The sequence below is a fragment of the Rhodococcus sp. ZPP genome (genome assembly GCF_017656075.1).
GTDB classification, from domain to species: domain Bacteria; phylum Actinomycetota; class Actinomycetes; order Mycobacteriales; family Mycobacteriaceae; genus Rhodococcus_F; species Rhodococcus_F oxybenzonivorans.
The window spans coordinates 61,644-87,597 of sequence record NZ_CP058638.1 but is presented as its reverse complement, the minus strand read 5'-3'; the positions used below and the strand labels follow the sequence as shown (position 1 = coordinate 87,597).

Annotated in this window: 27 protein-coding genes and 6 pseudogenes; 19 read left to right on the top strand and 14 right to left on the bottom strand. The window is 65.8% G+C overall.

The window, feature by feature from the left end; genetic code table 11:
- Positions 1-222: 222 nt before the first annotated feature.
- Positions 223-477 carry a hypothetical protein gene (locus HYG77_RS00465; protein ID WP_208963595.1) on the bottom strand — a complete coding sequence of 85 codons (255 nt, stop codon included), beginning with the start codon at positions 475-477 and terminating at the stop codon, positions 223-225.
- A 155-nt stretch (positions 478-632) separates the two neighbouring features.
- On the opposite strand from HYG77_RS00465, the gene HYG77_RS40580 reads away from it, so the two are divergent.
- The 3 genes and pseudogenes from HYG77_RS40580 to HYG77_RS00460 all read left to right on the top strand — a co-directional run bounded on the left by HYG77_RS40580 (position 633) and on the right by HYG77_RS00460 (position 2,195).
- Positions 633-767, top strand: coding sequence for a hypothetical protein (locus HYG77_RS40580; RefSeq protein WP_257792480.1), 135 nt, complete (start codon positions 633-635; stop codon positions 765-767).
- Between the two features lie 177 nt (positions 768-944).
- The gene (locus HYG77_RS40575) at positions 945-1,070 is read left to right on the top strand and encodes a hypothetical protein (protein ID WP_280123288.1); all 126 of its coding nucleotides are present in this window, start codon (positions 945-947) and stop codon (positions 1,068-1,070) included.
- A 226-nt stretch (positions 1,071-1,296) separates the two neighbouring features.
- Positions 1,297-2,195, top strand: a pseudogene (locus tag HYG77_RS00460) (alpha/beta hydrolase).
- A 93-nt stretch (positions 2,196-2,288) separates the two neighbouring features.
- Here HYG77_RS00460 and HYG77_RS00455 read toward each other — a convergent pair.
- Positions 2,289-2,594 (bottom strand): hypothetical protein, encoded by a 306-nt coding sequence (locus HYG77_RS00455; protein WP_244373375.1) that lies wholly within the window; start codon positions 2,592-2,594, stop codon positions 2,289-2,291.
- A 542-nt stretch (positions 2,595-3,136) separates the two neighbouring features.
- On the opposite strand from HYG77_RS00455, the gene HYG77_RS00450 reads away from it, so the two are divergent.
- From HYG77_RS00450 to HYG77_RS00435, 5 genes and pseudogenes are all read left to right on the top strand, one after another.
- Positions 3,137-3,733, top strand: a complete 597-nt coding sequence (locus HYG77_RS00450; RefSeq protein WP_208961563.1) for a hypothetical protein — start codon at positions 3,137-3,139, stop codon at positions 3,731-3,733.
- A gap of 6 nt (positions 3,734-3,739) precedes the next feature.
- Positions 3,740-4,357 (top strand): RES family NAD+ phosphorylase, encoded by a 618-nt coding sequence (locus tag HYG77_RS00445; RefSeq protein ID WP_244373373.1) that lies wholly within the window; start codon positions 3,740-3,742, stop codon positions 4,355-4,357.
- A 476-nt stretch (positions 4,358-4,833) separates the two neighbouring features.
- A complete protein-coding gene (locus HYG77_RS00440; RefSeq protein ID WP_208961562.1) occupies positions 4,834-5,844 on the top strand; it encodes a hypothetical protein in 1,011 nt (336 codons plus the stop codon).
- Positions 5,845-5,929: 85 nt separating this feature from the next.
- Positions 5,930-6,100, top strand: a pseudogene (locus tag HYG77_RS39330) (helix-turn-helix transcriptional regulator); the annotation flags it as partial.
- Positions 6,084-6,314, top strand: a complete 231-nt coding sequence (locus HYG77_RS00435; protein ID WP_208961561.1) for a hypothetical protein — start codon at positions 6,084-6,086, stop codon at positions 6,312-6,314. The pseudogene HYG77_RS39330 and the gene HYG77_RS00435, both read left to right, overlap by 17 nt.
- 432 nt (positions 6,315-6,746) lie before the next feature.
- Here the strand turns inward: HYG77_RS00435 and HYG77_RS39325 are convergent, their stop codons facing one another.
- Positions 6,747-6,911 (bottom strand): hypothetical protein, encoded by a 165-nt coding sequence (locus HYG77_RS39325; protein ID WP_244373371.1) that lies wholly within the window; start codon positions 6,909-6,911, stop codon positions 6,747-6,749.
- 573 nt (positions 6,912-7,484) lie between these two features.
- On the opposite strand from HYG77_RS39325, the pseudogene HYG77_RS00425 reads away from it, so the two are divergent.
- Positions 7,485-8,365 (top strand): annotated as a pseudogene (locus HYG77_RS00425) (formate/nitrite transporter family protein).
- Positions 8,366-8,383: 18 nt separating this feature from the next.
- Here the strand turns inward: HYG77_RS00425 and HYG77_RS00420 are convergent.
- The 7 genes and pseudogenes from HYG77_RS00420 to HYG77_RS00390 all read right to left on the bottom strand — a co-directional run bounded on the left by HYG77_RS00420 (position 8,384) and on the right by HYG77_RS00390 (position 16,458).
- Positions 8,384-9,286, bottom strand: a complete 903-nt coding sequence (locus HYG77_RS00420) for a DNA ligase (RefSeq protein ID WP_208961560.1) — start codon at positions 9,284-9,286, stop codon at positions 8,384-8,386.
- Positions 9,287-9,409: 123 nt separating this feature from the next.
- Positions 9,410-10,039 (bottom strand): antibiotic biosynthesis monooxygenase, encoded by a 630-nt coding sequence (locus tag HYG77_RS00415; protein WP_109329993.1) that lies wholly within the window; start codon positions 10,037-10,039, stop codon positions 9,410-9,412.
- Positions 10,040-10,141: 102 nt separating this feature from the next.
- A pseudogene (locus HYG77_RS00410) lies at positions 10,142-11,370 on the bottom strand (NAD(P)/FAD-dependent oxidoreductase).
- A gap of 115 nt (positions 11,371-11,485) precedes the next feature.
- Positions 11,486-11,953: an SRPBCC family protein gene (locus HYG77_RS00405; RefSeq protein ID WP_109329998.1), complete on the bottom strand. Its 468-nt coding sequence runs from the start codon at positions 11,951-11,953 to the stop codon at positions 11,486-11,488.
- A gap of 80 nt (positions 11,954-12,033) precedes the next feature.
- Positions 12,034-12,204: a hypothetical protein gene (locus HYG77_RS39320; RefSeq protein ID WP_230990194.1), complete on the bottom strand. Its 171-nt coding sequence runs from the start codon at positions 12,202-12,204 to the stop codon at positions 12,034-12,036.
- Between the two features lie 292 nt (positions 12,205-12,496).
- The gene (locus HYG77_RS00395; protein ID WP_208961559.1) at positions 12,497-15,034 is read right to left on the bottom strand and encodes a polynucleotide kinase-phosphatase; all 2,538 of its coding nucleotides are present in this window, start codon (positions 15,032-15,034) and stop codon (positions 12,497-12,499) included.
- 62 nt (positions 15,035-15,096) lie between these two features.
- Entirely contained in the window at positions 15,097-16,458 is a 1,362-nt protein-coding gene (locus tag HYG77_RS00390; RefSeq protein ID WP_348273570.1) for a 3' terminal RNA ribose 2'-O-methyltransferase Hen1, read from the bottom strand.
- Positions 16,459-16,649: 191 nt separating this feature from the next.
- Here HYG77_RS00390 and HYG77_RS00385 point away from each other — a divergent pair, with 191 nt between their 5' ends.
- The 5 genes from HYG77_RS00385 (at position 16,650) to HYG77_RS00365 (ending at position 20,201) form a co-directional block, all read left to right on the top strand.
- Positions 16,650-17,837, top strand: a complete 1,188-nt coding sequence (locus HYG77_RS00385; protein ID WP_208961558.1) for a serine hydrolase domain-containing protein — start codon at positions 16,650-16,652, stop codon at positions 17,835-17,837.
- A 74-nt stretch (positions 17,838-17,911) separates the two neighbouring features.
- A complete protein-coding gene (locus HYG77_RS00380; RefSeq protein WP_208961557.1) occupies positions 17,912-18,490 on the top strand; it encodes a putative immunity protein in 579 nt (192 codons plus the stop codon).
- Between the two features lie 138 nt (positions 18,491-18,628).
- The gene (locus tag HYG77_RS00375; RefSeq protein WP_208961556.1) at positions 18,629-19,171 is read left to right on the top strand and encodes a hypothetical protein; all 543 of its coding nucleotides are present in this window, start codon (positions 18,629-18,631) and stop codon (positions 19,169-19,171) included.
- A 111-nt stretch (positions 19,172-19,282) separates the two neighbouring features.
- On the top strand, positions 19,283-19,744 hold the full coding sequence (locus tag HYG77_RS00370; protein ID WP_109330009.1) for a hypothetical protein: 462 nt from the start codon (positions 19,283-19,285) through the stop codon (positions 19,742-19,744).
- A 121-nt stretch (positions 19,745-19,865) separates the two neighbouring features.
- Complete coding sequence (locus HYG77_RS00365) at positions 19,866-20,201, top strand: hypothetical protein (RefSeq protein ID WP_204164933.1); 336 nt, start codon at positions 19,866-19,868, stop codon at positions 20,199-20,201.
- Between the two features lie 4 nt (positions 20,202-20,205).
- Here the strand turns inward: HYG77_RS00365 and HYG77_RS00360 are convergent, their stop codons facing one another.
- Positions 20,206-20,661 carry a hypothetical protein gene (locus tag HYG77_RS00360; protein WP_208961555.1) on the bottom strand — a complete coding sequence of 152 codons (456 nt, stop codon included), beginning with the start codon at positions 20,659-20,661 and terminating at the stop codon, positions 20,206-20,208.
- 153 nt (positions 20,662-20,814) lie between these two features.
- On the opposite strand from HYG77_RS00360, the gene HYG77_RS00355 reads away from it, so the two are divergent.
- Positions 20,815-21,396, top strand: a complete 582-nt coding sequence (locus HYG77_RS00355) for an AAA family ATPase (RefSeq protein WP_208963239.1) — start codon at positions 20,815-20,817, stop codon at positions 21,394-21,396.
- 99 nt (positions 21,397-21,495) lie between these two features.
- Here HYG77_RS00355 and HYG77_RS00350 read toward each other — a convergent pair whose 3' ends face one another.
- Positions 21,496-22,044: an amidohydrolase family protein gene (locus HYG77_RS00350; protein ID WP_208963238.1), complete on the bottom strand. Its 549-nt coding sequence runs from the start codon at positions 22,042-22,044 to the stop codon at positions 21,496-21,498.
- An 83-nt stretch (positions 22,045-22,127) separates the two neighbouring features.
- On the opposite strand from HYG77_RS00350, the gene HYG77_RS00345 reads away from it, so the two are divergent.
- Entirely contained in the window at positions 22,128-22,754 is a 627-nt protein-coding gene (locus HYG77_RS00345; RefSeq protein ID WP_208961554.1) for a class I SAM-dependent methyltransferase, read from the top strand.
- 145 nt (positions 22,755-22,899) lie between these two features.
- Positions 22,900-23,547, top strand: a pseudogene (locus tag HYG77_RS00340) (HemK2/MTQ2 family protein methyltransferase).
- Positions 23,548-23,573: 26 nt separating this feature from the next.
- Here the strand turns inward: HYG77_RS00340 and HYG77_RS00335 are convergent.
- The gene (locus HYG77_RS00335) at positions 23,574-24,185 is read right to left on the bottom strand and encodes an NAD(P)H-dependent oxidoreductase (protein WP_208961553.1); all 612 of its coding nucleotides are present in this window, start codon (positions 24,183-24,185) and stop codon (positions 23,574-23,576) included.
- Between the two features lie 170 nt (positions 24,186-24,355).
- Between HYG77_RS00335 and HYG77_RS00330 the strand changes: the two genes are divergently transcribed.
- Complete coding sequence (locus HYG77_RS00330; protein WP_109335102.1) at positions 24,356-24,787, top strand: ATP-binding protein; 432 nt, start codon at positions 24,356-24,358, stop codon at positions 24,785-24,787.
- Positions 24,787-25,583: pseudogene (locus HYG77_RS00325) on the top strand (SigB/SigF/SigG family RNA polymerase sigma factor). Before HYG77_RS00330 ends, HYG77_RS00325 begins: the two are co-directional and overlap by 1 nt.
- Before the next feature lie 11 nt (positions 25,584-25,594).
- On the opposite strand, the gene HYG77_RS00320 reads toward HYG77_RS00325, so the two are convergent.
- On the bottom strand, positions 25,595-25,849 hold the full coding sequence (locus HYG77_RS00320; protein WP_109330015.1) for a hypothetical protein: 255 nt from the start codon (positions 25,847-25,849) through the stop codon (positions 25,595-25,597).
- Positions 25,850-25,954 lie beyond the last annotated feature (105 nt).

Sequence of the window (25,954 nt, the reverse complement as noted above, 5' to 3'; positions counted from 1 at the left end):
CTCAACGAGGTACTGGCCGTTTCGGACGGATCGCTCGGAGACGACCTGATCGTTGCTGGGGAATACAGCCGGGACAACCGGAAGACGCTGGCCAGTGCGTTGAGCACGCTCAATAGGCGGTGTTGGCCCTGACCGTCGTCATACGTCGCCTCGCCGAAGTTCTCCGTACGGTGTGACTGGCCTGCGGCATCGGGCCTCGTGATCTCCCTGGCGAGGGACACGTCATCCTTCCTGTTCACGACCTGTTTCGGAAACATCTGGGTAGTGTCCCAGGTCGGGGATGGCCGGGGACTCCGTCCGGCAGCGCCGCCGATTCTTCAGCGTCGACAGCAGCACGCACTTCGCGCTCATCAGCTCGAACGCTGCCTCACTGTCGGCGGCGACGAGCAGTTCGCGTTCTCGGCTGTGCAGCGTTGCGATCGCTGTGTCAAGTTCGTCGTCGGCCGCATCCTCGATCGCCCGTCTCGCCTCGGCCACGCTCACACGCTATCCACCGGCCACCGACGCACCCGAGGGGAGCCGCGCCGTCGCCTCGCCTGTCGGTCGGTGAGATGTGTTGTGCTGGTGGTTGTGACATCCCCGCGTAAGACCGAGGACGAGGCCCGCGCGGCTGTGGCCGCGATGGACCGATCATGGCCATCGAGGGCCGGCAAATGAGCGATCGGGACAAGGATCTGCTCGTCGACCTGATCCGAGGCGCGATCACCTTCGAGGAAGTCACGGTCGTCATCGCGCGTGAGGAAGACTACGACATAGACAACGCCTGACTAACCGCGCCGATCGACCACCGCGGTCCGGGCTGTCGCCGGCCCCGAGACAGAGAGCGCGATCAACCATCCCCAGGGGCGCGGCCGTCCGATCAGCGGTTCCAGGGGCTGGTCACAGCTTCCACAGGCGCAGCCGCGCGGCGCGCAGGCCGGGGGAGACGACGCGATGGTCGAGGTGTGGGGTGGCGGAAAATCCTGGCCGTGATGATCGCGGGATTGCGGCCCGGCGCAGAGACGCCCGAGGTGCCGCCGATGAACTCCGAGCACGTCGCGCACATCAAGGAACTGCTCGATACTCGATAACGGCCGCCCGGTGACCCCACGTCGTGCGCCGCTCGCGGAAGTGATTATCCGCGCGGACGAGCGGCTGGAACGCCGGGCACCCGATGCTCGGCCACCGCGGTTGCGTCGGTCCCGGCCGGGCGGCGCGGCGAAATCTCTTGTCGCCACGAATGCGGGGTGAATCACTGTTCACCCCATGGTGCACCATGGTGAAATAGTTAACTTGTTAATGACAGTGAGGAATTCTATGGATCCCGTGATCACACAGTCCGAATTCCGCGGTGACGGTGTCACCCTTGCCGCCGACCGGTGGGATCCACCGACTCAGGGCACCGGCGGATCTGGCGTCGCCAAGAAGGGCTTGGTCCTGTTGTTGCACGGCGGCGGGCAGACGCGGCATTCCTGGCGAAACACCGGGCGCAGCCTCGCGGCGGACGGCTGGTCGGCCATCGCTCTGGACGCACGGGGACATGGAGACAGTCAATGGGCACCGGACGGGGACTACGGCATCGATGCGTTGGTCGCCGACCTGACCTCGGTCATCGGCGAAGTGGGGGAGAAGCCGGTACTCGTCGGTGCCTCGATGGGCGGGATGACGTCGTTGATCGGGCAAGGGGAAAATCCGGAGCTCGCTCGCGGTCTGGTCTTGGTCGATATCGCACCGAAGGTGGAAACGGCCGGCACCGCGGAAATCATGGACTTCATGCGCAGCGGCCTCGACGGTTTCGAAAGCCTCGACGACGCTGCAGCGGCGATCGCGGCGTACACCCCGAACCGCGTCCGCAAGCCCAACCCGCAAGGGTTGCGCAAGAACCTTCGCCTGCGTGAGGGCCGCTGGTACTGGCACTGGGATCCGGCGTTCCTACGCCAGGGTGACGAACCCACTCGCCAAGCCGACTCGAGCGCGCGGTACGCACGCGCCCGGGACGCCGCCGCGGCAATCAGTGTTCCGACGATGCTCGTCCGTGGCAAGCAATCCAATGTGGTCAGTGAAGAAGGCGCCAAGGAGCTGCTCGAGCTGATTCCGGCCGCCACGCTGATCGATGTCGCGGGGGCAGGTCATATGGTTGCCGGCGACGACAACGATGTCTTCAGTGGGGATTGAAAGAATTTTTGGACGAAGACGTTGTCGCAACGCGTCACTGATGATGCGGGTCGAGGCCTCGAATGAACCTGCCAGAGGGTGATTTGGGCCGATCTGGACGGCGATCGCATAACCCGGCGGCCATGGTGGGGAATCTATAGGTGCGCCAGCATGGGGAGCAGGGCGATCGCGGAGACGGTGATCCCCGCGGCGCCGGCTACGACGCCCAGTAGGGCCCGCAACGATGCCGCCTCGTCGTCGACCACTGCGGACCGCGAGGTGGCGACGGCGCCGCAGACCACCGCGGCTACTCCGAAGAGGAAGCCGAGTCCGACCACCCAGAACGACGCAACGGACAACGCCCCCAGGGTGATCGACACGGTCGGCAACCACGAACCATGCTGCTTCCGGTTCTCGTTGCCGTCGACGGAGGAACACATGCGGGGGACGGCGGCGGTCATGATCCTCCTTCTCACGGTGGGCGAGTCGGGTCGACGGGGGGCAGATTGGTTCAACGAGACGGATGCGTCTTCCGCAACTGTTCGGGCACAACGGGAACGGTGTGGTCGAAGCCGTTTCGGTGGTCGGTGGTTGCGACTCAGTCGGGGTCTCCTGCTTGTGACGTAGACCCATACGAATTTAGCACTCGTGCGGTGTGAGTGCTAAATCTTTTGCGAAGTAATTTCACGACCTCGCCGTCCGCTGCGTACGTGCATCGACCGCCGGACTCTTGGCTATGACTTCGCCGAGGCCCGAAGGGTGGCCGGTGCTGGCTCGATTGTCGAGCGAAGGGCGCTTCGTTGCCTGGGGCTGAGACGGTTCCCGCGACGTCGGTGCGAATGCCGATCCGTGACGGCACGGCAGGGTGGGGCGCATGTTTTCATCCGGTTGAGGTGCGGGCGAAGTATCGACGAGAGAACACCCGTGTCGAGTCCGTCCGCACCCGTTATCGTGACACGGACGATACGCGGTACACTGACGGCACCAGACGGAGGTGATGCACATGCTCGTCGACCGAGATCGGGTCCGCGACTCGATCCATGCCTTGTCGGACCCGGACCTCGTGGAGCTGCTGGTCGAGGAGTTCTCCCGCCGGCCGGCCCTGCGTCCGGTCCGTGACGATGTGACGGCGCTGCTGTCGATGAGCCCTGCGCTGGCACGTCAGCAGGAGCGTGCGGTCGCGAACCCGGCCGCCGCGGCCGTGGCCCGCACGCGGATCGTCGCGTCGGTGCTGAACTCGATCGTCGACCAGCACGAGATGCTCGACTCCACCGCCGTTAGTCGTGTCCTGGGGAAGGCGGCAACCAGCCGGAACACCGCCAGCCGCCTGTCGGCGGCCGGCACGGTGATCGCGCTGCCGGTATCGGGGCACAAGCTGTATCCCGCCTTCCAGTTCGATCCCGAACGCCGGCAGGTCCGCCCGATCGTCGCCGAGATCAACCGGGCCCTCGGTGCGAAGAAGGACCCGTGGGGGGTGGCGTCCTGGTGGCTGAACCCGACCGACTTCGCCGACGACCCGCGATCACCGGCGGCCCTGGCCGTCGCAGGCGGGCACGATCAGGATCTGCGGGACATGGCCGACGACGTGACGCAGGACTGAACCCGCGTGAGCTACCCGGATCCACCCACCCCGTTGCCTGCTGCCCTGATCACCACGATTCCCGCCGATACCTCGCTGTGGCGCATCCACACCGCCACCCGCGATGCTGCGGGGTTGAACCCCACCGCCCGACCTCGTGCCCGGGTCGGGGGCCGGTTCGACAGTCTCGACGGCTCCTACGCGTACCTGTACCTCGGTGACAGTCCGGGCCCGGCGGTCGCCGAGACGCTCTGCCGCAACCTGCCGGTCGACCAGTCACCGCGCCTGATCCCGCGGGCGAAGATCGCCGGCCGGGTCCTGAGTGAACTGCGGACCACCCGCACGGTGGAGGTCGTGGATCTGAGCGGGACGGGGGCGTCCCGGATCAACGCCGGTGCCTGGTTGTCCAAGTGTGACCCTTCCGGGTATCTGCACACCCGCCGGTGGGTGGCCGAGATCCTCGCCGCGAACCCCGATGTCGATGGTGTGCAGTATCGGCCGCGGCACGACGAGAACACTCGCCTGGATGCTGGCCGATGCTCCTGCCGCACACATCCACCCCGCCGTCAGCGCCGTCGGAGGCGTGATCGCGCTCGACTCCGCCGACGGGCACTACCTGTTGGGTGCGATTCTCACCTCGCATAACGCCGCGCTCGGACCGTGATCTAGCCGTGCGACAGCAGTTAGCGGCACGCTGGGTGACTGGGCTTCTTTCCTGATGGCTGTCAGTTGGTCGAGGGAAGCGTCCGTCGACCGTCGGATTCGGTGACATCGCGGTGCGTCGTAGTCGGTGGCCATGCATGTCTGCCAACGGACACGTCAGAATCCTTGTAGGCAGTCAGTTCGCTCCGGTTGGGCGGACACGGTTTCTCCGGATCAGTGGACACGAGAAATCCGGGTCGGCGGCCACGAAACCGCTGATTGACACGCTGGCGTCAATACCGGGCGGGGTTCCTTCGCGCGAGTTGGCTTGGTTTGCCGCGCAATCCAACCGACCGAAGGAACTCCGAGACCCAAGTGTGCCAGGGAAGTGATGGAGATCTTGGAAGCCTACGACCTGACCCAGTGTGCGCATTCAGCGGCGCAGCTGGTCGGGTGTGACGAGAAGACGGTGGCCCGGTATGTCGAGCTCCGCGACACCGGCCACAACCCGGCCGACCGCGCGCGCCGCGCACGCTCGATCGGACCCCTACCTCGGGAAGATCGAGGAGCTGGTGGAGCCCTCACAGGGCCGGATCAGGGCGGACGTGGTGCACGAGCGGCTCACCGCGATGGGCTTCGACGGCACCGACCGCACCACCCGCCGCGTTGTCGCCGAGCTCGAGGCGACCGACCGGGCCGGGCACCGCCGAAAGTATCGGCCTGGGGGCACCTCCCACGCAGTGGGGGAGGATCCCGGAGCCGGGCATGTGGCCGGGAGTTCGATTGGGGCGAGGGCCCACGGGTGGGTGGCCGGCGAACCCAACTGTTCTGCGCATGGTTGTCGTGGTCGAGGTTCGACGGTGGTGGTGCCGGCGTGGGACCAGCAGCTCCCGACGTTGATCGCCTGCCTGGACACCACACTGCGCCGCATCGGTGGGGCACCGACGTATCTGCTGACCGACAATCCCCGAACCGTCACGATGGACCGGATCGCCGGCATCCCCGTCCGCCACCCCGACATCGTCTCCGCAGGAAGACATTACGGCTGCGTCGCGCACACCTGTGAACCGTTCGACCCGGAATGGAAGGGCGGCGCCGAGCACACGGTCAAGATCGCGAAGGCCGATCTCGTCCCGACGAAGGCGAACCTGCTCGAGGAATACCCGAGTTGCGCCGAGCTCCTCGACGCATGTGAGCGGTGGTGCGAGAAGGTCAACGCCCGCTCGCACCGCCCGCTCGCACCGCGCGGTCGGGGTGGCCCCGGCCGAGCGGTTGGCCACCGAACTCGGCTGGCTGCACGTGCTGCCCGAGGATCCGCATCTGCTCGCACTCGGCGAGGAGCGCCTCGTCGGGTTCGACCAGACCGTCAGCTGGGGCAACGTGCGGTATTCGACCCCGGGTGGGCACCAAGGGGTGAAGGTGTGGTGCCGGGTCACCAGCGACGACTCGGTGATCGTCGCCCGCACCGGAACCGGTGTCGCGGAGAGTGACCCCTAGAGGGAATTGGTAGGAGGGGGTCAGGACGGCAAGCCGCGCGCTCGGTTCGCGTTCGATGCCGGCGGCCACGTCGATGCCCTGCGCGGCGAGTTGCGCACCATCGCCGCACACGGCGCTGTGCCCGTCGTCTTCGCCGGCGAGGTCCAAGACGACATACTGCGGTTGAGCGAAATCATGGGAACCCGCACCAACGGGCTGAAGGGATTGTCGATTCCGCCGAACTCGGGCCTCGGTGGACGCGCACTCGCACGCCGCGCCGGTGTCGGTGCACGACTACTACCGGTTGCGCACACGGGACGTCACGGTCGGCTCGCCGAGCCGGGCACTGTTCACCTGGAACGGCCCGGTCGTCACCGACCTCGAATCACGCGCCCTCGCCGGCCGGGGTGACCCTCAGTGGGACGAGTCGATGCAGTGGCTTCACGAGAACATCACCGCTGAACCGATACACTGCCGGTACTGATGGCCTTCACCCCACCCCTGGTCGACCTGACAGACCGAGAATCCGGAGCCTTCTCCGCTCCGCTTGGACCGAACAACGGATTCGGCCAACACGCGGGCTGGCTCATCAGACGACCACGTTCAAACGAACCGTGGAAAGTGAAAACGCATGTACCCTGGATCGCCTGGTCTACACAGGCAGGCTTTCGACCGGGTATTCAGGACCTCCCAGGGCACCCTCGACGCGACTGCGATCACGGTTCTCCAGCAGCAACTACACCCAGGAGATCCTGTCGTCGGCACACCGGAACTCGTCTTCGGCGGCTCGGACGGTCCCTGAATCAATTCTTGGCATGAGACCGCAAGCGGAAACGATGACCGGGGCGGATCCTCCGAGCGTCGGGTTCCCAACCCGTACCGTAAGCGGATCCATGACCGGACAGTGTGGAGCGGTTCACGGCAGAGGGCGCTGGCCGCTCTCGATCCGTTGCTTCCGCACCATGAACTCGTCCTCCGAGATCTGTGCCAACCCCGGCACAGTAGGACCGGCCAATCCACGGTCGACGGTGGTCGGGCAGAATCCGACGGCGAAGCTCGCTGGCTCGTCCTCGAGACCCACCCAATCAACCTGGACGTGTTGCAGCGTCGGGTCGGTGATTCGCCCTGGATGTCCGTGGAATAGCAGGGCGGGTCGCGCCGCCGGATCGAGAATGTCTCGGTCGGTGTCCTGCCCCTGTAGCCCACCGGAGTACCGCGCTGTATCCGATTCGTCGCGATCGCCTCGTCCTGCTTCACTTCGTCAGTATCCGTGCCGCTCGAGCGACTCGGCGAAGGAATCGCCCACGGAATGGACCGGGTGGCTGGCAGCCCCCGTCGGGAGCGATTGACGGTCATCGATAGCGGATCCGTCACCGGGCGTCTCACTCGTCGACCTGGCGGGGTGTTCCGGCGACCCACTCTCCCTTAGGGACGGGTGCACCCAGAGCGTGAGGACGACACGCGCACAGTGACCACTGTTGTCGCCACGTCGGTGTGTATCGGCCTGGCCGACGAGGATCGCCGTCGACATCGTCGACTAGCGTTGGACTGCCTGTTCATCACGCAGGTGGCGGGATGGTCGTGAGCGGTTCGTTACCGGCCGGACAATCGGCGGGTTCAGATAGTTAACGTGTCGTTTCTACTGTCGCTCGAAATGCCGAAGCCTCCGGTTCGGCACCGTCCCACAAGGAGAGCCACGTTGTCCTACGTCAAGCCATCCGACTTGGTCACGGCGATGATCGATGCTGGTGCGTCCAAGGTGTTGATGTCCACACGCGACACCGTGATTCGCGCCTATATGGGAGGCGCGATACTCGCCCTCGGTGCGGTCTTCGCCGTCACGGTCGGCGTGCAGACCGGTCAGCCGCTCATCGGTGCGCTGCTCTTCCCTGTCGGTTTCTGCATGCTGTACCTCCTCGGCTACGACCTCCTCACCGGTGTCTTCGTGCTCGCCCCGATGGCCTGGCTCGACAAGCGGCCCGGGATAACCGGTGTCGGGGTGCTCCGGAACTGGGGCCTGGTGTTCCTCGGCAACTTCCTCGGCGCGTTCACGGTCGCCGTGATGATGGCGATCGTCTTCACCTATGGATTCGCAACCGAGCCCAACCAGATCGGCGAGGCCATCGGCCATCTCGGCGAATCGCGCACACTCGGTTACGCCGAGTACGGTGCCTCGGGCATGCTGACCCTGTTCATACGCGGAGTCCTGTGCAACTGGATGGTGTCGACGGGGTTGCCGGGGCAATGATCGCCACCGACATCCCCGGCAAGGTCATCGCAATGTGGATGCCCGTCATGCTGTTCTTCGCAATGGCATTCGAACATTCCGTCGTCAATATGTTCCTGTTTCCCTCGGGCCTGCTGCTCGGCGGCGACTTCACCCTCCTCGACTACCTGATCTGGAATGAAATCCCCACCGTGCTCGGCAACCTGGTCGGCGGATTGATTTTCACCGGCCTGGCCCTGTACCTCGCGCATCGGCGCACCGCACCCACACCCGTTGTCGCCCGCGACGCAGAGCTCGAGACCCTCTGAACGCCGTGCGGCGCGGGTCTACGGCAATTTCTCGATAGTCACCCAACTGGGGTCTATGCCCGCTCGGAAACCCTTCCACGATGGGCGGTGGAGCCGCCGGTTCGGGGTGAACTCGCGGTACTCGACGGTGCCGACGAGAATCGGTTCGACCCAGCGGGCGTGACGGGCAAGCTCATCGGGGACCTGGTTGTCGAACGGACTGGTGGGGCGTTCGAATGGTCGGAGCAGCGCAAGCGTCCGCCGCCGGTCGGCTTCACTGAAGCCGGAGCCGACCTCCCCGACGAACACCAAGCCGACCCCATCTCGGTGGGCACCGACGATCAGCGACCGCAGCCCACCGCGGCCGGTCGCCTCCCACCCGCCGACGATCACCTCTGCGCTGTTGAGGAGCGGGGTCTTCACCCAGTCCGGTGAGCGGCGTCCAGGGAGATACGGCGAGGTCACCCTTTTCGCGACGATCCCGTCGAAACCCTGCTCGTCGGCCACCTCGAGCATTGCCTCGCCCCCAGCGTCGACCCAGTACGGGGCCACATGCACGACCTCGCTTTCGAGACCGGCGTCGGCCAGGAGCTGTCGGCGCTCGAGGTAGGGCCATCGCAGGATCGGAGCCCCCCGGTGCGCCATCAGGTCGAAGACGCAATATGCCAGGCCAGTCGCGGCCGCGACAATCTCGCCGTCTATTGCCACGCCACGGCCGGCGTCTATGTCGGAGAGTCCGACGGCGATCTGCGAGTACTCGGCGGTGATGTCGGCACAGTTGCGGCTGAATAGATTCACGGAGTCTGCGGTGACCGTCGCGACGGCGCGGACGCCGTCGAACTTCATCTCCACCGCCCAGTCGTCCCCACACGGAGGAGGGCCGAGCGTCGCCAACATCGGTTTTACCGGGCGCAGAGGCAGTGCGGGCCGATGGATTGCCACCCTCCCGATTCTGCCCCCGTACTCAGCCGACGGCAGTGCCCGCGGTGCGCGAAAGCGGTGCGAAGAGATGGACGGGCACACCGCTGCATACCGAGCGGTGTGCCTTCTCGACCATCCGGCAAGTCACGCCATCTCGGGGACGTGCAGGTGGGCGATGGCGAGCTCGAACTCGCACGTGTCGAGCACCTCGGCGTTCGCCTCGCGGACTGTTTCGTCGCGGATGCTGTCGACGCGTTCCCTGTTGCGTTCCATCGCTTCGGCGCTGTCGAATGTCAGCGACGACACCCCGCGACCTGCGGCGTGATCGAGCATCAGGCTGGCGCTGCAAAAGCCGTCGAGTTCCTCCATCTTGGGTAGTGCTGCCATTTTCCACATGTCGACGCCGCGGTCCATGTGGGCGGGCTCGGTCTTGATCCACGTGACGCGGCAGCAGGCCCCGCGCTCCGAATGGTGGTCGCGATGCATGACCGCGATATCCCACCGCGACACCTCGGTGGTGCCGTGGAAAATTTCGGCGGCGGTGTCACGCAGATTCTGCACCGGTCCCTCGCTGGCGCGTAGAGATTCCTCGTCCCGCCACGAGCTGGTCGCGATGCACCGGCCCGAATCACGATCGACGAGAAGGGACATACCGAGACAGCCCTCGATGTCCGCCAGTGCGGGCATCACGGTGTCCCGAATGTGCTTGATCCCGGCGTCGATGTACGACGGGTGCGAATGAATTGTGGTTGAGCGTGCGAACACGATCGGCACCTTTCTCCTCAGGGCGGCGCCGACACGGCGTCGCCGGTCATTCCCCGTGTTTCACACTGCTCTTCCAATCCGCCGGAGGCAATGGGCGGCTCCGCCTCTGCTTCATTGGCCGGGGTCGGGTCGCGCCTGCAGCACCGGCGCGGCGGCCGCGAGCAGCGCGTTGCGGTCGCGGTTCAACGGGGGATAGATCCGTTGGGTGTTGATGGTGACTTTGGTGGCTTTGGCCTGCGCGCCGCGCGACACCACCTGGCGATCCCATCCCTCGGTGTACACCGCGCCCGCCGGTCCCAGGTCGAGAACCGTCGCGTACCAAGGTATTCGGAGCGGCATCATCGGCTCTCCGAGTAGATCACCGATCACGTTGTAGCCCGCGTAGCGCCCATCGGACGCCCGTGCTGGCACGACATCACCGACAGGTGGTCGTCGTCCACCCGCGCCGCGGCGACGTCACCGGCGGCGAATACTCCAGGTGAGCCGAGAACTCGCAGATAGTCGTCGACCGCCAGGCGACCCAGCCGGTCGCGGTCGCCGGCGAGCTGGGCGGTCAGCGGATTCGCCCGCATGCCCGCGCACCAGACGACGGTGCCCGCGGCCAGCACCTCTCCGGACGAGAGCGTCACGCCGTGCTCGTCAACGGCTGCGATGCCGACGCCGGTCATCGTTTCGACCCCGTTCTCGGACAGCGCCGCTTCGATCACCGGTCGCGCCGACGCCCCCATGTCGGAACCGACGTAGGGATTGTGGTCGATCAGCACTACCCGCGGGTCGAGGTTGCGTCCGGCGCACATTGTCGCGAGCATCCCGGGCAGTTCCGACGCCGTTTCGATGCCCGTGAGACCGGCGCCGACCACCACCACGGTCGCCGCGCTCACGTCCGCTCGACCGTCGGAAAGCGCCGCCAGATGACGCTGCAGCTTCAGTGCGCCGTCGTAGGTGTCCACGTCGAAGCCGAATTCTCGCAAACCGGGAATATCGGGTTTCGCCACCCGACTGCCCAGTGCCATGACCAAGCGGTCGTATTTCTGCGTGGCGCCCTGCCCTCCGTTACCCGCGACGGTGACGGTGCGCGCCGTGGTATCGATCGCCGTCACCTCGGCGGTGATGTGCCCGACGCCAACCGGGTCGAGCAGGTCGCTCAGCGGAATGCGGCACGCGCTCAGGTCTGCCTCGTAGTTGCGGACCCGGATGTCGTGAAATGGCAGCTTGCTGATCACCGTGACATCGACGGTGCCGCTCGCATCGAGTTCCTCGAGTCGTCGCGCCGCCCCCAGCGCGGCCCATAAACCGGCGAATCCCGAACCGAGGACGAGGACAAGGCCTGAATCAGTCACCCCGATATCGTGTCAGGTCCTGGCCGGGGCGACCGTTGATTCGCATCACGCGTGATCATGGGTCCTGTCGGCCGTCGGCCACACGCCGTAGGCTCCGCGCAGCGCAAGGGCCGGTTCAGTGGGCCCGTTTCTCGGCGGCGTCGGCGATGTCGTCGAGATCGCGCCGGATCGCCTTCGTGGTGGCCTTCAGGGCGAAGGAGCCGAAGATTTTCATCATGAATCGCGAGAACGCGCCGAGATCGTTCGCTTCGGCGGAGAAGTGAAAGGTCAGGGTCGTGCTGTCGCCGGCAGGGGACAGGGTGAACACGGTCGTATAGTTTGCCCCGTGGGAGGCAGCCTTCACCACTGTGCGCTTCTCCGGGTCGATCTCCGTCACCCACATCTCTTCGGTCGACGACTTGCCGAACAACACCCGGGTTTCCCGCCACCGCGTACCGACTTCGTACTTCGTCGAGTCGAGCCGTTCGAGCTTCTCCACTCCGCTCAGCACCGACTCCGCGTTGTCCAGGTCGGTGAGGACCGCCCAGACCGCACTTGCGGGCGCATCGATCGTTCGACTCAACTGGATTTCCGAAGCTGACATAAGTGTTCCGTTTCTTCGAGCAATCGCCGATTGTTTCCCGGGCAACGGTAGGCGATCATTCGCCCTTCGGCGGCGACCAGCTACATGCTGGGCCCGAGGTGCCGCGCGAGGGTGCGGTAGCCGCGTTCGTGAACGGCGACGACGAGGGTCATCGTGAGGATCAGCACCGCCGCCCACAGTGCGGAATTCCCCAGTGCGGAGTTCCTCCCGACCGCCGCCGCGTGGACCGGTGCGCCGACTGCGGCGCCCACACCCGCCACCGCACTCGGTACGCCCGGCCCTCGCCGTAGACGACGGCGAACGCGCCCAGCGTGGCCGTCGCTGCGACCGCAGAGTGTCCGAGCGCAATCCCGGCGAGGGCGGGCAACGCCGCCGCCACCCCGGGGCGCACCACACCCGGCCACCGTCGGCCCTGGCCGCCAAGCCCGAGGAGGAACGACCGTGCCGGGGCCGGCGCAGGAATCTGCACATCGTGTTCCCGCGACGCGGTTCCCTGGTTCTGCGCTCCGACCGACACGCCGACCGGACGATGCGACCCTCCGACTACAACCGGGGGTCCACGGGCTCGGACTCGAGCGCCAGAACCGCGAACACCGGTTCGTGCACCCGCCACAGCGGGTCGCCTTCCGCCAGCCGGGTCAGCGCCTCGAGCCCGAGCGCATGCTCGCGCAGGGCCATCGATCGTTTGCGGCCCAGAGACCGGTCGCGGAGCACGTCGAGATTGTCGGTGTAGTCGGGACCGTAGATGATCCGCAGGTACTCCTGCCCCCGCACCTTGATGCCCGGCTGAATTCTCCTGCGTGCCAGTTCCGCGGGTGCCTGGCCGACCGGCTTGACCACCATGCCTTCCCCGCCGGCATCTGTCAGTCGTGACCACCAGGCGGTGGCGGCGTCCTGGGACGCATCCGAGGTGAGATCGACGAACACGTGTCGGGTGGTGGCGACAAGAGGATCGTCCAGCATCGCCAACTTGGCGAGGTGCCAGGAGTGCGGTTCGGTGACCGCAGCCGCCCGGCCCTCGCAGGCGAGGATTTGGAACGGGGCCAGCCGCACGCCGTCCAGTCCGGTCACCGGCCAACAGTATCGGGCATATGCCTTCCGGAAGCGATCGGCGTTGGCCGCACGGGTTCGGGTGCGGGTCAACAGCTCGCCGACGTCCAGACCGCGGGCGCCGGCGCGCTCGAGTGCGGCGATCGCGTCCGGCAGCGCTGCACCAGCAGCGGCCCCGACCGATGCGTACTGGCTGCGGATCAGCTCTCCCGCCTTCGCCGACCAGGGCAGCAGTTCGCAATCGAGTACCAGCCACGACGACTCCAGGTCGTCCATCAGCGGCCCGCATGCGGCGCGTAACCGGTCGACCAGTTCACTCATCGTGGCCGCATCGTCGAAGAACGGGCGCCCCGTGCGGGTGTAGACGATGCCCGAGCTGCCGTCGGTGACGCCGAACCGCTTCGCCGCGGTTGCAGCATCGCGGGCCAGCACGGCGATCGCCCGGGAACCCATGTGCTTCTCCTCGCACACGAGCTCGGTGACGCCGTCGGATGCGAACTCGGCGAGGGCCTGCGCCGGATGCTCCAGGTAGCCGTCGAGGTTCGAGGTGGCCGGTGGGGCCATGGTCGGCGGCAGGTACACCAGCCAGCGCGGGTCGACGGCGAATCTGCTCATGATCTCGAGGGCAGCGGCGGTGTTCTCCTCGCGCACCTTGATGCGGCCCTTGGTGTACCGGACGTCGATGTGCCGCGTTCCGCGCACGTCGTCGATGGACAGCTGGGCCGGATCGCGCTGTGCCGGGGAACCCGACCTGGTCGAGCCGGTGGTGAGGGGGCGCACCGGTTCGAACCACACCCGTTCCGCCGGTACGGAAACTATTTCTCTGCTCGGGTAGCGCAGGGCGGTCAGCTTGCCGCCGAAGACGACGCCGGTGTCGAGGCAGAGGGTGTTGTTGCTCCACTCGGCCTCCGGCACCGGGGTGTGGCCGTAGACGACGACGGCGCGGCCGCGAGAGTCCTGGGCCCACGGGTAGCGCACCGGCAGTCCGTACTCGTCGGTCTCGCCGGTGGTGTCCCCGTACAGGGCAAACGAGCGCACCCGGGCGGACGCGCGGCCGTGATAGGCCTCCTTCAACCCGGCGTGCGCGACCACCAGATTGCCACCGTCGAGTTCGTAGTGGCTGATCAGACCGTCGATGAAGGCGTGGGCGTCCCTCCGGAAGTCGTCGGGTTCCGCGGCGAGCTGATCGAGCGACTGCTGCAGCCCGTGCGAGGTGGCGACCTTCCGGCCGTGCAGCGCCCGGGCAAGCTTCTGTTCGTGGTTGCCCGACACGCACAGGGCGGTTCCGGTCGCCACCATGCCCATCACCAGGCGCAGCACTCCCGGGGTGTCGGGTCCGCGGTCGACCAGGTCGCCGACGAACACCGCGGTCCGGCCCTCGGGGTGGGACGCGCCGCCGCCGTCGGGATCGAGCGTCCAGCCGAGCTTGCGCAGCAGGGTCTGAAGTTCGCTCCGGCAGCCGTGTACATCACCGATGATGTCGAACGGTCCGGTCAGCTCACGCTTGTCGGTCCACGCCTTCTCCAATACCACTGTCGCCGCAGCAATGTCGTCCACTCCGGTCAGCACGTGCACACGCCGGAAACCTTCGCGGCCCATCTTCGGCAGCGATCGCCGAAGATCCTTGTGCTGCCTTCGGATCACGTGCGCCCCGAAGTCGCGGTCCGATCGGGCCTGGTTGCGTGTGATTGCGATGTCGTCGGGGACGTCGAGCACGATCGCGTCCACCAGGACGTCGTGAGACTTCGCCAGATCGATCAGCGCCTTGCGCGCTTCACGCTGCACGTTCGTGGCGTCGACGACGGTGAGCAGGCCCCGACGCAGCCGGGTTGCGGCAATGTAGAGCAGCACGTCGAAGGCATCGGACGTTGCCGCCTGGTCGTTCTGGTCGTCGGCGACCAGGCCGCGGCAAAAGTCGGACGACAGCACCTGGGTGGGCGCGAAATGGTGGGCAGCGAACGTCGATTTTCCGCTGCCCGAGATTCCCACGAGCACGACCAGCGACAGTGCCGGCACCGAGATATCAGACATCGGCGCCGCCCACCCGGGTGAAGACCGCCATCTGAGTGGGGGAACCGACGTCAGGGTCGTCGTCACCCACCGGGTGGAAGTCGACGGTGTAACCGAATTTTTCGCCGACATAGGCTGCCCAAGAACCGAATTCGGTGCGGGACCACTCGAAGCGATGGTCGGGGTGGCGCATACCCCGAAGGTCGGTGTAACGCACGTTGTACTCGGAGTTCGGCGTCGTCACGATCACATGCCCGGGGCCGTGCCGTGCCGAACACCACCTGCTCGAGTGCGTGCAGCCGTGGCGGGTCGATGTGCTCGACGACCTCCATCAGCACTGCCGCGTCGTAGCCGGCGAACCTTCTGTCGGTGTAGGTGAGCGCCGCCTGGAACAGCTGCAGACGTGTGCGGCGCCGCTCCGGCATCCGATCCAACCGCAACCGGCGTCCCGCTATCGTCAACGCTCTCGTCGACACATCCACACCGGCGATCTCGGTATAGCCGGGATCGTCCAGCAGCGCGGAAACGAGTTGACCGGACCCGCATCCGAGGTCGATCACCGTGCGAGCGTCCAGCTCGTCGAGCACTCGAAGGACCGCCTCACGCCGAAGCAGGTTCAGCGGCGGCGGGACCGAGGTGTCCGGCGCGGTCACCGTGTCGTTGTCGGGCTCTTCGTCGACCGGCGGTTCCAGCTGCTCCTCCACATCGTCGCCGAGTTCGGCGAGTCGCTCGAAGGCGGCGCGAGTGAGTGCGGACTGGTGCCGCAGGAAACGGCGGGTGATCAGCGTCCTTTCGGGGTGATCGGTGAGCCAGGATCCGCCGGCCCGGATCAGTTTGTCGACCTCGTCGGAGGCGACCCAATAGTGTTTGGCGTCATCGAGCACGGGAAGCAGCACGTAGAGGTGATTGAGTGCGTCGGCGAGCCGGATGTCACCCCGCATGGTGAGCCGCACGTAATGGGAGTTGCCCCATTCGGGGAAGGCGTCGTCCAGCGGCACGGCGCGGGCCACGACCGTCCATCCCAGCGGGGCGAAAAGTCGCTCGGCCAGCTCCGGTCCACCGCGACAGGGCAATGCGGGCAACGAAACCTCAAGCGGTATCCGGGTGGCAGCGAGCTCGGGTTTCATCGTGCATCGGCCGGCGCGGGCGGTGCGGAATACCTCCGCCAACGCCACCGACAACAGCGAGGAGACAGCGTAGGGCCGATCGTTGACGTACTGGCCGAGCGCATAGTCGGGTGCAGACCTGCCTGACATGCGGGCGAGCCGTACCGAGTCGACATCCAGCAACAGCGCTGCCGTGCAGCGATCCACGGTCGCCTCGGGATAGAACACGCGGGCGACACCGCAGGATTGGGGAAACTCCTGGACCCGATCAGGGTGCTTGTGCAGCAGGTAGCCGAGATCGGTGGCCGGTCGTGCTGTCGTGGAGATCGTCAGAATCACCAGGCACAGTCTGCCGCAGACGAGGCGTTCGCCGCAGCAACATATTCGGCAGGCTTTGATCGCGTACTTCGCGGCGGAGTACACCGTGGCCCGTGATTTACGGCCAGAACCCCTCAGGCCGAGGGAGGTTTGTGCCTAAAATCAGGAAGCAGCGAGTCCCGCTCGACCCTGCGCACGAAGGGATCGACCTCATGAGTTCGTCGACTCGCAGCCGGCTGCGTCGAAGCGCGGTTGCCGCGCTCAGCATCGTTCTTGTTTTCGGCGCCGTTTCCTGCGGCTCGGAAGATCGCGGCGGACAGCAGACAGCAGAGCACGGTGCGGATGCACTGCACGCGGACGATCCCGACGCCGACAGAATCGTCGACGTAGTTCGCAACAAGCTGGCGGAACTCGATCTCAGCGGTGCCGTCTTCGGTGTGTGGCGCGGTGACGAGGAAATTGTCAGCGGAGCAGTGGGGGAGTCGCCACTCGGCGTTCCCGCGACGCGTGACATGCAATTGCGAGTCGGCCAGCCGATGGAACCAATGCTGTCGACTGTTCTGTTACAGCTGGGCGAAGCGGGAACGCTGAGCCTGGACGAGCCGATCGCCAAGTGGGTACCCGACTTTCCGCGCGCCGACAAGATCACCCCGCGGATGCTCGCCAACAGCACGACGGGCATTTCGGACTACGTCACCAATCCTGAATTCCTGAAGACGTTCTACGCAAATCCGATCAAAGGCTTCACATCTCAGGAGATCTTCGACCTCGCCAATTCCCGCCCACCGCTGTTCGAACCGGGGACCAGTTTTGCCTACGCGCACAGCGATCTGTGCCTGCTGGGAGTGGTACTCGAGCAGGCGACGGGAAAGCCGCTCGGTGATCTGCTGAAGGAACGCATCTTTCAGCCACTCGGGATGAATCAGAGCAGCGTGATGTTGACACCCGAGATCAGTGAACCGATTCTGCACGGCTATACCAACGAACGTGGCGTCTTCGAGGACTCCACGTTCTGGAATCCCACGGCGTTCCTCAACAGCGGCAACATGAACTCGACGGTGGCCGAGGTCGCGCGGTGGGTTCGGGCGCTCGGCAGCGGCGAGCTCCTGTCCGACACGGCGTTCACGGAGATGATGGCGGACAAGACGGCCGGGCTGGGCCCGCTGACTGCGGACAGGTACTTCGCATTCGGAACCGTTCATCTGGGCAGTTGGCTGCTGATGAACCCGGCTTTCGGGGGCTACAACGGCATCGCCCTCTACGACATGGAGTCGAAGACCACGATCGTCGTCTACGCCACGCTCGGACCGACGGCCAACGCAAACGCCAATAACACCGTGCCGATCGGCAACGACATCGGCGCACTCCTCCTCCCGGACAACCCGCCCAAGGTGCCCTGACCGACCCGACACCTCGAGCTGGTCACTGCCTGGGTGGTGTTGAGGCGTAGGGCCCTGTGTAGAAGGGTGACCCCATGGCGGATGACCCCACCGAGATCGAACTCAGCCGCTCGGAACTTCGCGAGATCGCCGGGTATGCAGTGGTGTGCGTGCGACCTGCATTGGCGATTTTCGAGCGTGAACGCCCTCACGATCAGCGCCCACGAGCCGCGATCGACGGTGCACAAGCGTTCGCGGAGGGAGCCGAGCGGACCACCACTCTCCGCCACAGCGCGTGGGCAGCACACCGAGCTGCTCAGGAAGCCCGCGATGCAGGACAGCCCGCAGCGAGCGACGCTGCCCGCGCGGCCGGCCACGCGGCCGGTGCGGCGTTCCTCCATCCACTCGCCAAAGCCACGCAGGTAAAGCACATCCTCGGCTCCGCCGCTCATGCCGCACGAGCGTTCGAACTCTCGGCCGGCGACGATCCCGTCGTCGGAGCCGAATACATCGCGCGGACGCAGAGACTTGCGCCTCACATGGTGGTAGACGTCCTGCGCCGCTACCCGGTGGCCCCGAGTGGGGGAGGACGGGTCGGGGAACTGATCCGTCAGTTGGACGCATCGCTCCGGTATTCCCCCACGATGGCGGACCCCACGGACACACCGGAGTAGTCGGCGGACTCGAGCCGGGACCCCACGCCAGACCTCGTCCATTTCGCACCATCTGTAACAAACTCTGCTCCGTCTCCGAAAGTGGAAGGGGGCGGACGACGTCTTCATTCTCGCGGTAACAAAGGAAGTGGAGTGCTCATGAGTAACAAGCTGGGACGCCGCGTAGGCGCGGCCGCACTCACTGCTGTCGGGGTGGGAACTGCAGTGGTGGCCGGTGGAAGCGCAGTCGCAAGTGCTCAGCCCGCGCCACCGACATCGACAACGATGACGTGTTCGAGCGCGAATCCTCTTATGTGGGCACCGCCATTCACGTGGACCGTCAACGCCGCCTCCGGGGAGTCGCTTCGACCGGGTGGAACCGCGCTGGAGCCGTCGATTCTGCTCAGCGGCGGCAACGAATTGCCCGCGCCGCCCGGTGGTCTGATCCCCAGCATCGGAGTCAACTGGTACGGCACGAGGGTGTCGGTCGACTGGCACAACACAACGACAGGTGCGACCGGTCACAGCGTCAGCGATGAGGCGGCCTGGCAGCAGAAGCCTGGAATACCGATCAACCGTACCTGGGCGGGAACCGGAACGGTGTCGTTCACCGTCACCGTCCAGACCGGCGCCGGATGGTGGTTCGTCAATCCTCAGAACGCCGTCTGTCGGGGAACCATCTCGGTCGTGCCCGGTAGGTGACCCGGACCCATCCCGTCTGATCGGTGATCGCTAGACGCGGACCTGGCTTCCGTCCGACCCGCCCGCCCGATCACGGTCGGGACCGCTGTTCACGAATGTGTCTGGAGCACCATGTTTCTTCCCGAGTTCCGTCGGTCGATCGCGATCAGTGGACTGGTGCTGGCCGGGATGTTCGCCACCAGCAGCCCTGCTGCGGCGGATCAGACGCAAGACCGATGGGTGTACATCCCGGACACGGTGACCGCCGCGGACGGAGTCGCCTGCGGCGGCCGAATCGGGGGAGTCACCGTCGCGACGGACAGGCTGCCCGGGCTGGTCTACGTTCGGCTGAACGCGACGTTCGTCGGTATGTCGACGACGCCCGGTGTGCTGTGCTCGGTATCCGCAACGCTGCTCTGGCGAAACGTGGATACCGGGGCAGCAGGAACGTGGTCCGCCGAGGTCAGTGGAGGGCTGATCGATTTCCCGGCGGAACCGTGGGCACATCTCGAGACCGGATCCGGTCGCGTCGAGGTCACGCTGACCACCGATCGTCCGCATGTTCCCAGCGCCACTGACATCAACGTGTACTGAGCGGGATCCGGAGACCCTTGCCCGCGGGGGAATCTGCACAGCGTGCGCGAGTGTCGTGGTCGGGGTTCGCACGGCGGTAAATGCGATGCTCACGCGCGTTGGTTGTTGTTACCGTCGGGACATGCACATTCGCTACCACGTCACCTCGGTCCTGAACCGTGCATCCATTTCACGACACGGCCTGGACTGGAGCCGAATGGGTGCTGCCCCCGGTATTGCGGGAAGCCGTCGTCCGGAGCAGGAGGGCTGCTTTCTCGCGGCCGACGACTTCGAACGCGACTGGTTCGTGCGGATGAACAACACGGGCGGAGCGGTGGACGTGTGGGAGGTCCGAAGCATCGACGCTGACGACCTGATCCAATCTCCGGAGGGCTACTACTACTTTCCCGGCGTCATCGCAGCCTCCGATCTGCGGTTGGTGCAACAGGATCTGCCGCCGGTTCACCACCATCCCTGAATCTTCACTGGGGGCGAATGGGATTGCAGCCCAGACTGACATAGGTGACGATCCCCTCTTGGAGTCCGCAGGTCGTGAAGGCGCCCGTCGCACCTCCGACCTCCCACCACGGGGCGCCGGCCCCGCCGATGCACGATCCGGTCGACGGTATCCCGGTCGGTGTCCACAGGCCCTCGCGGCGATAGCCCTGGATCCACGGAATGTGTGAAACACCGCCGGGTCCGGGAATCGCCCGTGGCGTCATCCCGAAGCACTCGACGGTTCCGATGTGGACCGCGGTCATCCCGGCGGGCACCCCGTGCGCCGTGCAATGAGACGTGCCGGAAGTGGGTGTGGTGGTGGTGTGACAGTCCGCCGACGGTTCGGCGTGGGCGGGTGCTGCGCCCCCCGCGACCACCGCGGCGGCGAGAGCGGACGATGCGGCCGCTCCGGCGAGGAAACTGCGGATCCTGTGGGTCATCGGATACTCCTTCGGGTCCAGCGGAACCCTCCTGATGGTGGGGTCCGTATGTGGTTGTGTCGGTACGGCACCGGATTCTGTTAGCCGTGGGTGACGGCAACCTCTCCGTCGAGATACCGTCCCAGTGCTGTCCGTTACGGTGTCCCGGTGCCCATGATCGACGCCCGTCAGAGCCTTGCCCGTCGTCCCCGGCGAGTGCTCGTCGCAGGAACATCCGGCGCCGGCAAGACGACACTTGCCGCGCGCATCGCGACGCTGCTCGGTATCGAACATGTCGAGATCGACGCGCTGTATCACGGATCGAACTGGATACCGCGCGATCAATTCCTTACCGATGTGGAGGAATTGAGCTCGCAGCCGCAGTGGGTCACGGAATGGCAGTACCGCAATGTACGCGACCTACTCGCCGACCGTGCGGATCTGCTCGTCTGGCTCGACTTGCCCCGCGCCACTGTGATGCGCCAGGTCATCACCCGCACCATTCGGCGACGACTACGCCGCGAGGTGCTCTGGAACGGCAACATCGAGCCACCCCTGCACCGGTTCCTTCTCGACCGAGATCACATCGTGCGCTGGGCCTGGACCACTCATCACAAGAGCGAACTCAGAATCTCCGCACTTGCGCAGCGACGACCCGACTTCACCATCGTCCGGATCCGCGGCCGCGCCGATGTCGAACACTGGCTCGCAGGACCGCTTGTCGGCACTCTGGCGAACAACTCGGACGGAAAGTGATCGCTGTAGCCGACACCGCGGAAGCTTATCCGGCGGCGAAAGGTGTTTTGCCGGAATTTGTTTCGTGCTCGTCCTCAGGCCTGCGTCGGGGACTCGACATCAACTGCCGGCCGGCAGGCGATACACCCACCGGGCGGTGTCACCGAAGAACAGCGCTTGCTCTGTCGCCGACACGTCGCCGAGGGCCGCCTGAACGGTGGATACCATCGTTCGGCTGTCCCACAGCAGGTGGTCGATCGGATAATGAGAGGCGAACATGCATCGCCGGGCACCGAAGATGCTGAGCGCCGTCCGTACCCATTTTCCGACCGCACCGAGGGATGTTCCGAATATGAGGGCAATTCCCTGCAACTTCAGGACGACGTTCGAAAACTGACTCACCGCCGTGAGGCGTTCTTCCCACCGGGAAAAGGCAGTGAGCTCGACCGGCCAACCGGCCGCCTCCAACACGAAGGTGGTGTCGGGAAAGGCAGCAATGAGTTCGTGTGTCGCGGGTCGATAGTCGCGCGGCAGATACGGCCGCGCAGCGTCATAGTAGTTCGGCAGCAAAGCGGTCAGCGCGGGCGGGTGACTGTCGATCCATGGGTACTCGAGGTCGGACAGGTTGATGAAATGGTGATGAGCATCGACAATGTCCACCTCAGACAGCGTATTTCAATTAGGCGGGTGGGTGAGCGATTTCGTCCTGGCGGGGTTCGGCACGGTGCACCCCATCGACGATGATCGTGGGCATGGAAAACACGAGCGCGCAACGAGTCGATACCGTCCGAGCGTCCTACTCGGCCCGATCCCGGGAATATGTGGATCTCTTCGGCTCCATGGCCTCGACGCACCCGTCCGATCGGGCTCTGGTGAGTGCGTGGGCCACCACTCTTGCCGGTCCCGTGCTCGACGCTGGATGTGGTCCCGGACAGTGGACGGACTTCCTGGCCGAGTGCGGACTGGAGGTGAGGGGGATCGACCTGGTGCCCGAGTTCGTAGAACGAGCTCGCACGCAATATCCACACCTCGTGTTCGACGTCGGCGGCTTCGAGGCGCTGGACGCCGCAACAGGATCACTGGGTGGTGTGTTGTCCTGGTACTCGCTCATCCATCACGATCCGCACGAAATTCGGACTCCGCTCGCGGAGTTCGCGCGCGTCCTTCAGCCGGGTGGGGGGTTGTTGGTGGGCTTCGTCGAAGGAGCGACCGTGGGGACCTTCGACCATGCCGTCACCACGGCCCACCGATGGCCGGTTGCCGAACTCAGCCAGGTGCTGCTCGAGGCCGGCTTCGAGGTGCTCGAGGCACATACACGCACGGGGAGTGGCCACAGGCCGCATGGGGCAATTACCGCGCGCAGGCAGAACACCCGGTGACGGACGTCCCCGGCCCGCCCGCGGTCACATCACATCACATCCTCAACCCTTCGGCGGCGTGTCCCTCGCAATGGACAGCGACCTCCGTATTGTCGAGTGTGGCGGTCGACGCGGATCGCTGTCGGTGCATGATGAGGAGTCGACGATGTTGCTGCGCATTCCCGGGGTGTATCCGCCGCAGGAAGATACCTGGCTTCTCGCCGACGTTCTCGACCGTCACGGGCTCGCGCCGGGGAGAAGCGTTCTCGACTTGTGTACCGGCACGGGCGTACTGAGCGCTGCGCGCGGCGCAGGCCGGTGCCCACTCCGTGACGGCGGTCGACGTCTCGCGCCGGGCACTGGTCACCGCGTGGACCAACGCGCGGCTGCGCGGCCACCACATTCGGGTGCAGCGTAGCGACCTCGTTGCAGGGGTGCGCGGCGAACGATTCGACCTCGTGGTGTCCAACCCGCCGTATGTGCCGGCGGCCGACGACGAGCTGCCCGACACCGGGATCGCCCGGGCCTGGGATGCGGGCAAGGATGGGCGGGCACTTCTCGACCGGATCTGCGTCGGGGCACCCGAAGTTCTCGGCGAGCGCGGAACACTGCTGCTCGCTCAATCCGCATTGAGCGGGGTGGAGAAGACCCAGACGATGCTCGAGGAGCAGGGTCTGTCCGTCGACGTGGTGGCCCGCACCGAGATCCCGTTCGGCCCGGTCCTCGCCGCGCGGCGGGCCCTGTTCGAATCCAGGGCCTCATCGCGCCCGGGCAGCGCACCGAAGAATTGGTGGTCATCCGGGCCGTGCGGTAGCCGCGCACGATGTCGGCGCCGGCCGTTCAGTCTCCCGGAAGGTACGGCTCGGCTTTCAAGGCACGCGCCAGGTGCGCCGCATTGCGCGCCAAGGTCGCGGTGGTCGACGCCACCGCCTCCGGCACCTCGTCGAGGTCGTTGTAGTCACCGGGTGTCATCGCCTCACCATTCCAGTACGTGCAGCCCTGTGCGGGAATGGTGAAACCACAGTCGTTGAGGGCCTGGAACAGGTCGGCGACAATCGCGTGGGCCCCGTCCTCGTTGCCGACGACGGCCGCGATGGCGACTTTGTCGAACAGGATGGGACGCTGCTGCTCATCGGTCTCGGACAGTTCCGCGTCCAGCCGCTCGAGCGCCCGTTTGGCCACGCTCGACATCTGGCCGAGCCACGTCGGTGTCGACACGAGAAGGATGTCGGATTCGAGGATGCGTGTGCGGACATCCGGCCACTGATCGCCGTTTCCCATGTCGGTGTCGACTCCGGGGCGGATGTCGAGATCGACCAGTCGCACTGTGTCCCCGGTCACCCCGTGCTTGCCCAGCTCGGCGAGGACCTGCTCGGCCATCAGTTGACTACTCGAGGGTGCCGGAGAGGGTTTCAGCGAACAGGTGAGGGCGAGTGCGGTAAGAGTAGTCATGAGAGCGAAGTACCCGGCCTCCGCCGGGGTACGCACTGACCGGTCGCCGGAATTTTTACCGGTCGGTTCCGCTCCCCGCGTGCTCGCTGCGGCTGTCGGTCGGTTGAGTAGTGCACTCGCTGGGTACGCTGCCGGAAGTCGAAGATACCGACGAAAGACGTGGAGTGCAGATGGCCGAGGTCGACGAGGTTACGCAGATGAAAACGAGATCGGGTGTACCCGTGGTGCTTCGTGTAGCGGCGGAGTTCGAACAGTTGCCCGTGGTGCGTGCGGTTGCAGAGACCCTCGCCGTCCTCGGTGACTTCACCCTCGACGACGTGGCCGATGTCAAACTCGCGGTCGACGAGGTGTGCTCGGAACTGATCGCGGCAGCGCAGCCGAGTTCGGAGTTGACCTGCTCCTTCGCGGTAGCGGAGAACGCTTTGCACGTCACCATCGGTGGGTTCCTCACCCGGGCAGGTGTGCCCAACCGGGAGAGCTTCGGCTGGCACGTACTGGAAACGTTGATGGATACGGTGTCGGTGACCGAGGGGGCCCGTGACGACGCGATCGGTGTGCGAGGCGTCACCGTCGACCTCGTCAAACACCGGGGCACACTCTAGTGTCGTCCGTGTCGGAACGTAGCGAGCGGCGCCGTCCCGGCAGAGATGACTACAAGGACGTGGCGCCGACCCTTGCGCGCCTCGGGGCGCTCGAGAGTGCGTCCGCCGAGGCATCGGTGCTGCGCGACGACGTCATCACCCGGTGTCTGCCGCTGGCCGAGCACATTGCCCGCCGATTCGGTGGCCGCGGCGAGGCGCACGAGGATCTGTTGCAGGTCGCGCGCCTCGGATTGGTGAAAGCAGTCGACCGTTTCGATCCGGACCGCGGCTACGACTTCGTCTCCTACGCCGTGCCCACGATCATGGGGGAGGTGCGGCGCTACTTCCGCGATGTCGGATGGTCGATGCGTGTGCCCCGGCGAATGCAGGAGATGCATGCACTGATCACCAAAGCGGTCGACGAACTGTCCCAGGATCTGGGTCGTTCCCCGTCCGCCAGCGAAATCGCGGCGGAACTGGACCTCGACGTCCGCGAGGTGTCGGAGGGCTCCTCGCGAAGAACGCGTATCAAACCTTGTCGATGGATGCGACCATGGGCGACGATCCCGATGACCTTCCGCTCGCCGAGACACTCGGCGAGGAGGACCCCGAGTTGGCGAATGTGGAAAGTCATGCGGCGGTGCGGCCGGCCCTCGAGAAGCTACCTCCCCTCGAGCGCCGTGTGCTGATGTTGCGGTTCTTCGGCTCGATGACACAGACCGAAATCGCGCAGCGGGTCGGCGTCTCCCAGATGCAGGTGTCCCGGATCCTCGCCCGGACTCTCGCCGGGCTGCGGGAGCAGCTGGGAGACGGCTGAGTACCGACCGTTCACCCGCCGAGCGACGCCACCGTCGATTCGAGCTCGGCGGCATGGAATTCGAGATCACTGTCGCCGTAGTCCCTGTCTTTCGGAAGCCGATCGCGCAGGTCGTCCCGCGTGACGATGACGAACGGCTGCGCCTCGTCCTCGAGGTCCGCGGAGCCGACCACCCGAGGAGTCCCGTCGACGAGAATCAGAGTCGCGTCGGGCAGTGACGAGTCGAGCAGATCGCGTAAGAGTTTCACCGTCACGTGGGTGTTCATCAGTCGCCTTCCTCGGTTGGACAATCGATCCCGTCTCCTGCGTACCCAGAGGCTCGGGGGACGAATCTCCCGTTTCCCGGAAAGTGGTTGCGGGAACGCTGCAAC

Bases quoted from the DNA above. Each gene is read 5' to 3' on its own strand.
- HYG77_RS40580 (WP_257792480.1), top strand. From the start codon at position 633: ATGGCCATCGAGGGCCGGCAAATGAGCGATCGGGACAAGGATCTGCTC.
- HYG77_RS00455 (WP_244373375.1), bottom strand. From the start codon at position 2,594: ATGACCGCCGCCGTCCCCCGCATGTGTTCCTCCGTCGACGGCAACGAG.
- HYG77_RS00450 (WP_208961563.1), top strand. From the start codon at position 3,137: ATGCTCGTCGACCGAGATCGGGTCCGCGACTCGATCCATGCCTTGTCG.
- HYG77_RS00440 (WP_208961562.1), top strand. From the start codon at position 4,834: ATGTCGAGCTCCGCGACACCGGCCACAACCCGGCCGACCGCGCGCGCC.
- HYG77_RS00405 (WP_109329998.1), bottom strand. From the start codon at position 11,953: ATGTCAGCTTCGGAAATCCAGTTGAGTCGAACGATCGATGCGCCCGCA.
- HYG77_RS00395 (WP_208961559.1), bottom strand. From the start codon at position 15,034: ATGTCTGATATCTCGGTGCCGGCACTGTCGCTGGTCGTGCTCGTGGGA.
- HYG77_RS00385 (WP_208961558.1), top strand. From the start codon at position 16,650: ATGAGTTCGTCGACTCGCAGCCGGCTGCGTCGAAGCGCGGTTGCCGCG.
- HYG77_RS00380 (WP_208961557.1), top strand. From the start codon at position 17,912: ATGGCGGATGACCCCACCGAGATCGAACTCAGCCGCTCGGAACTTCGC.
- HYG77_RS00375 (WP_208961556.1), top strand. From the start codon at position 18,629: ATGAGTAACAAGCTGGGACGCCGCGTAGGCGCGGCCGCACTCACTGCT.
- HYG77_RS00370 (WP_109330009.1), top strand. From the start codon at position 19,283: ATGTTTCTTCCCGAGTTCCGTCGGTCGATCGCGATCAGTGGACTGGTG.
- HYG77_RS00365 (WP_204164933.1), top strand. From the start codon at position 19,866: ATGCACATTCGCTACCACGTCACCTCGGTCCTGAACCGTGCATCCATT.
- HYG77_RS00360 (WP_208961555.1), bottom strand. From the start codon at position 20,661: ATGACCCACAGGATCCGCAGTTTCCTCGCCGGAGCGGCCGCATCGTCC.
- HYG77_RS00355 (WP_208963239.1), top strand. From the start codon at position 20,815: ATGATCGACGCCCGTCAGAGCCTTGCCCGTCGTCCCCGGCGAGTGCTC.
- HYG77_RS00345 (WP_208961554.1), top strand. From the start codon at position 22,128: ATGGAAAACACGAGCGCGCAACGAGTCGATACCGTCCGAGCGTCCTAC.
- HYG77_RS00335 (WP_208961553.1), bottom strand. From the start codon at position 24,185: ATGACTACTCTTACCGCACTCGCCCTCACCTGTTCGCTGAAACCCTCT.
- HYG77_RS00330 (WP_109335102.1), top strand. From the start codon at position 24,356: ATGGCCGAGGTCGACGAGGTTACGCAGATGAAAACGAGATCGGGTGTA.
- HYG77_RS00320 (WP_109330015.1), bottom strand. From the start codon at position 25,849: ATGAACACCCACGTGACGGTGAAACTCTTACGCGATCTGCTCGACTCG.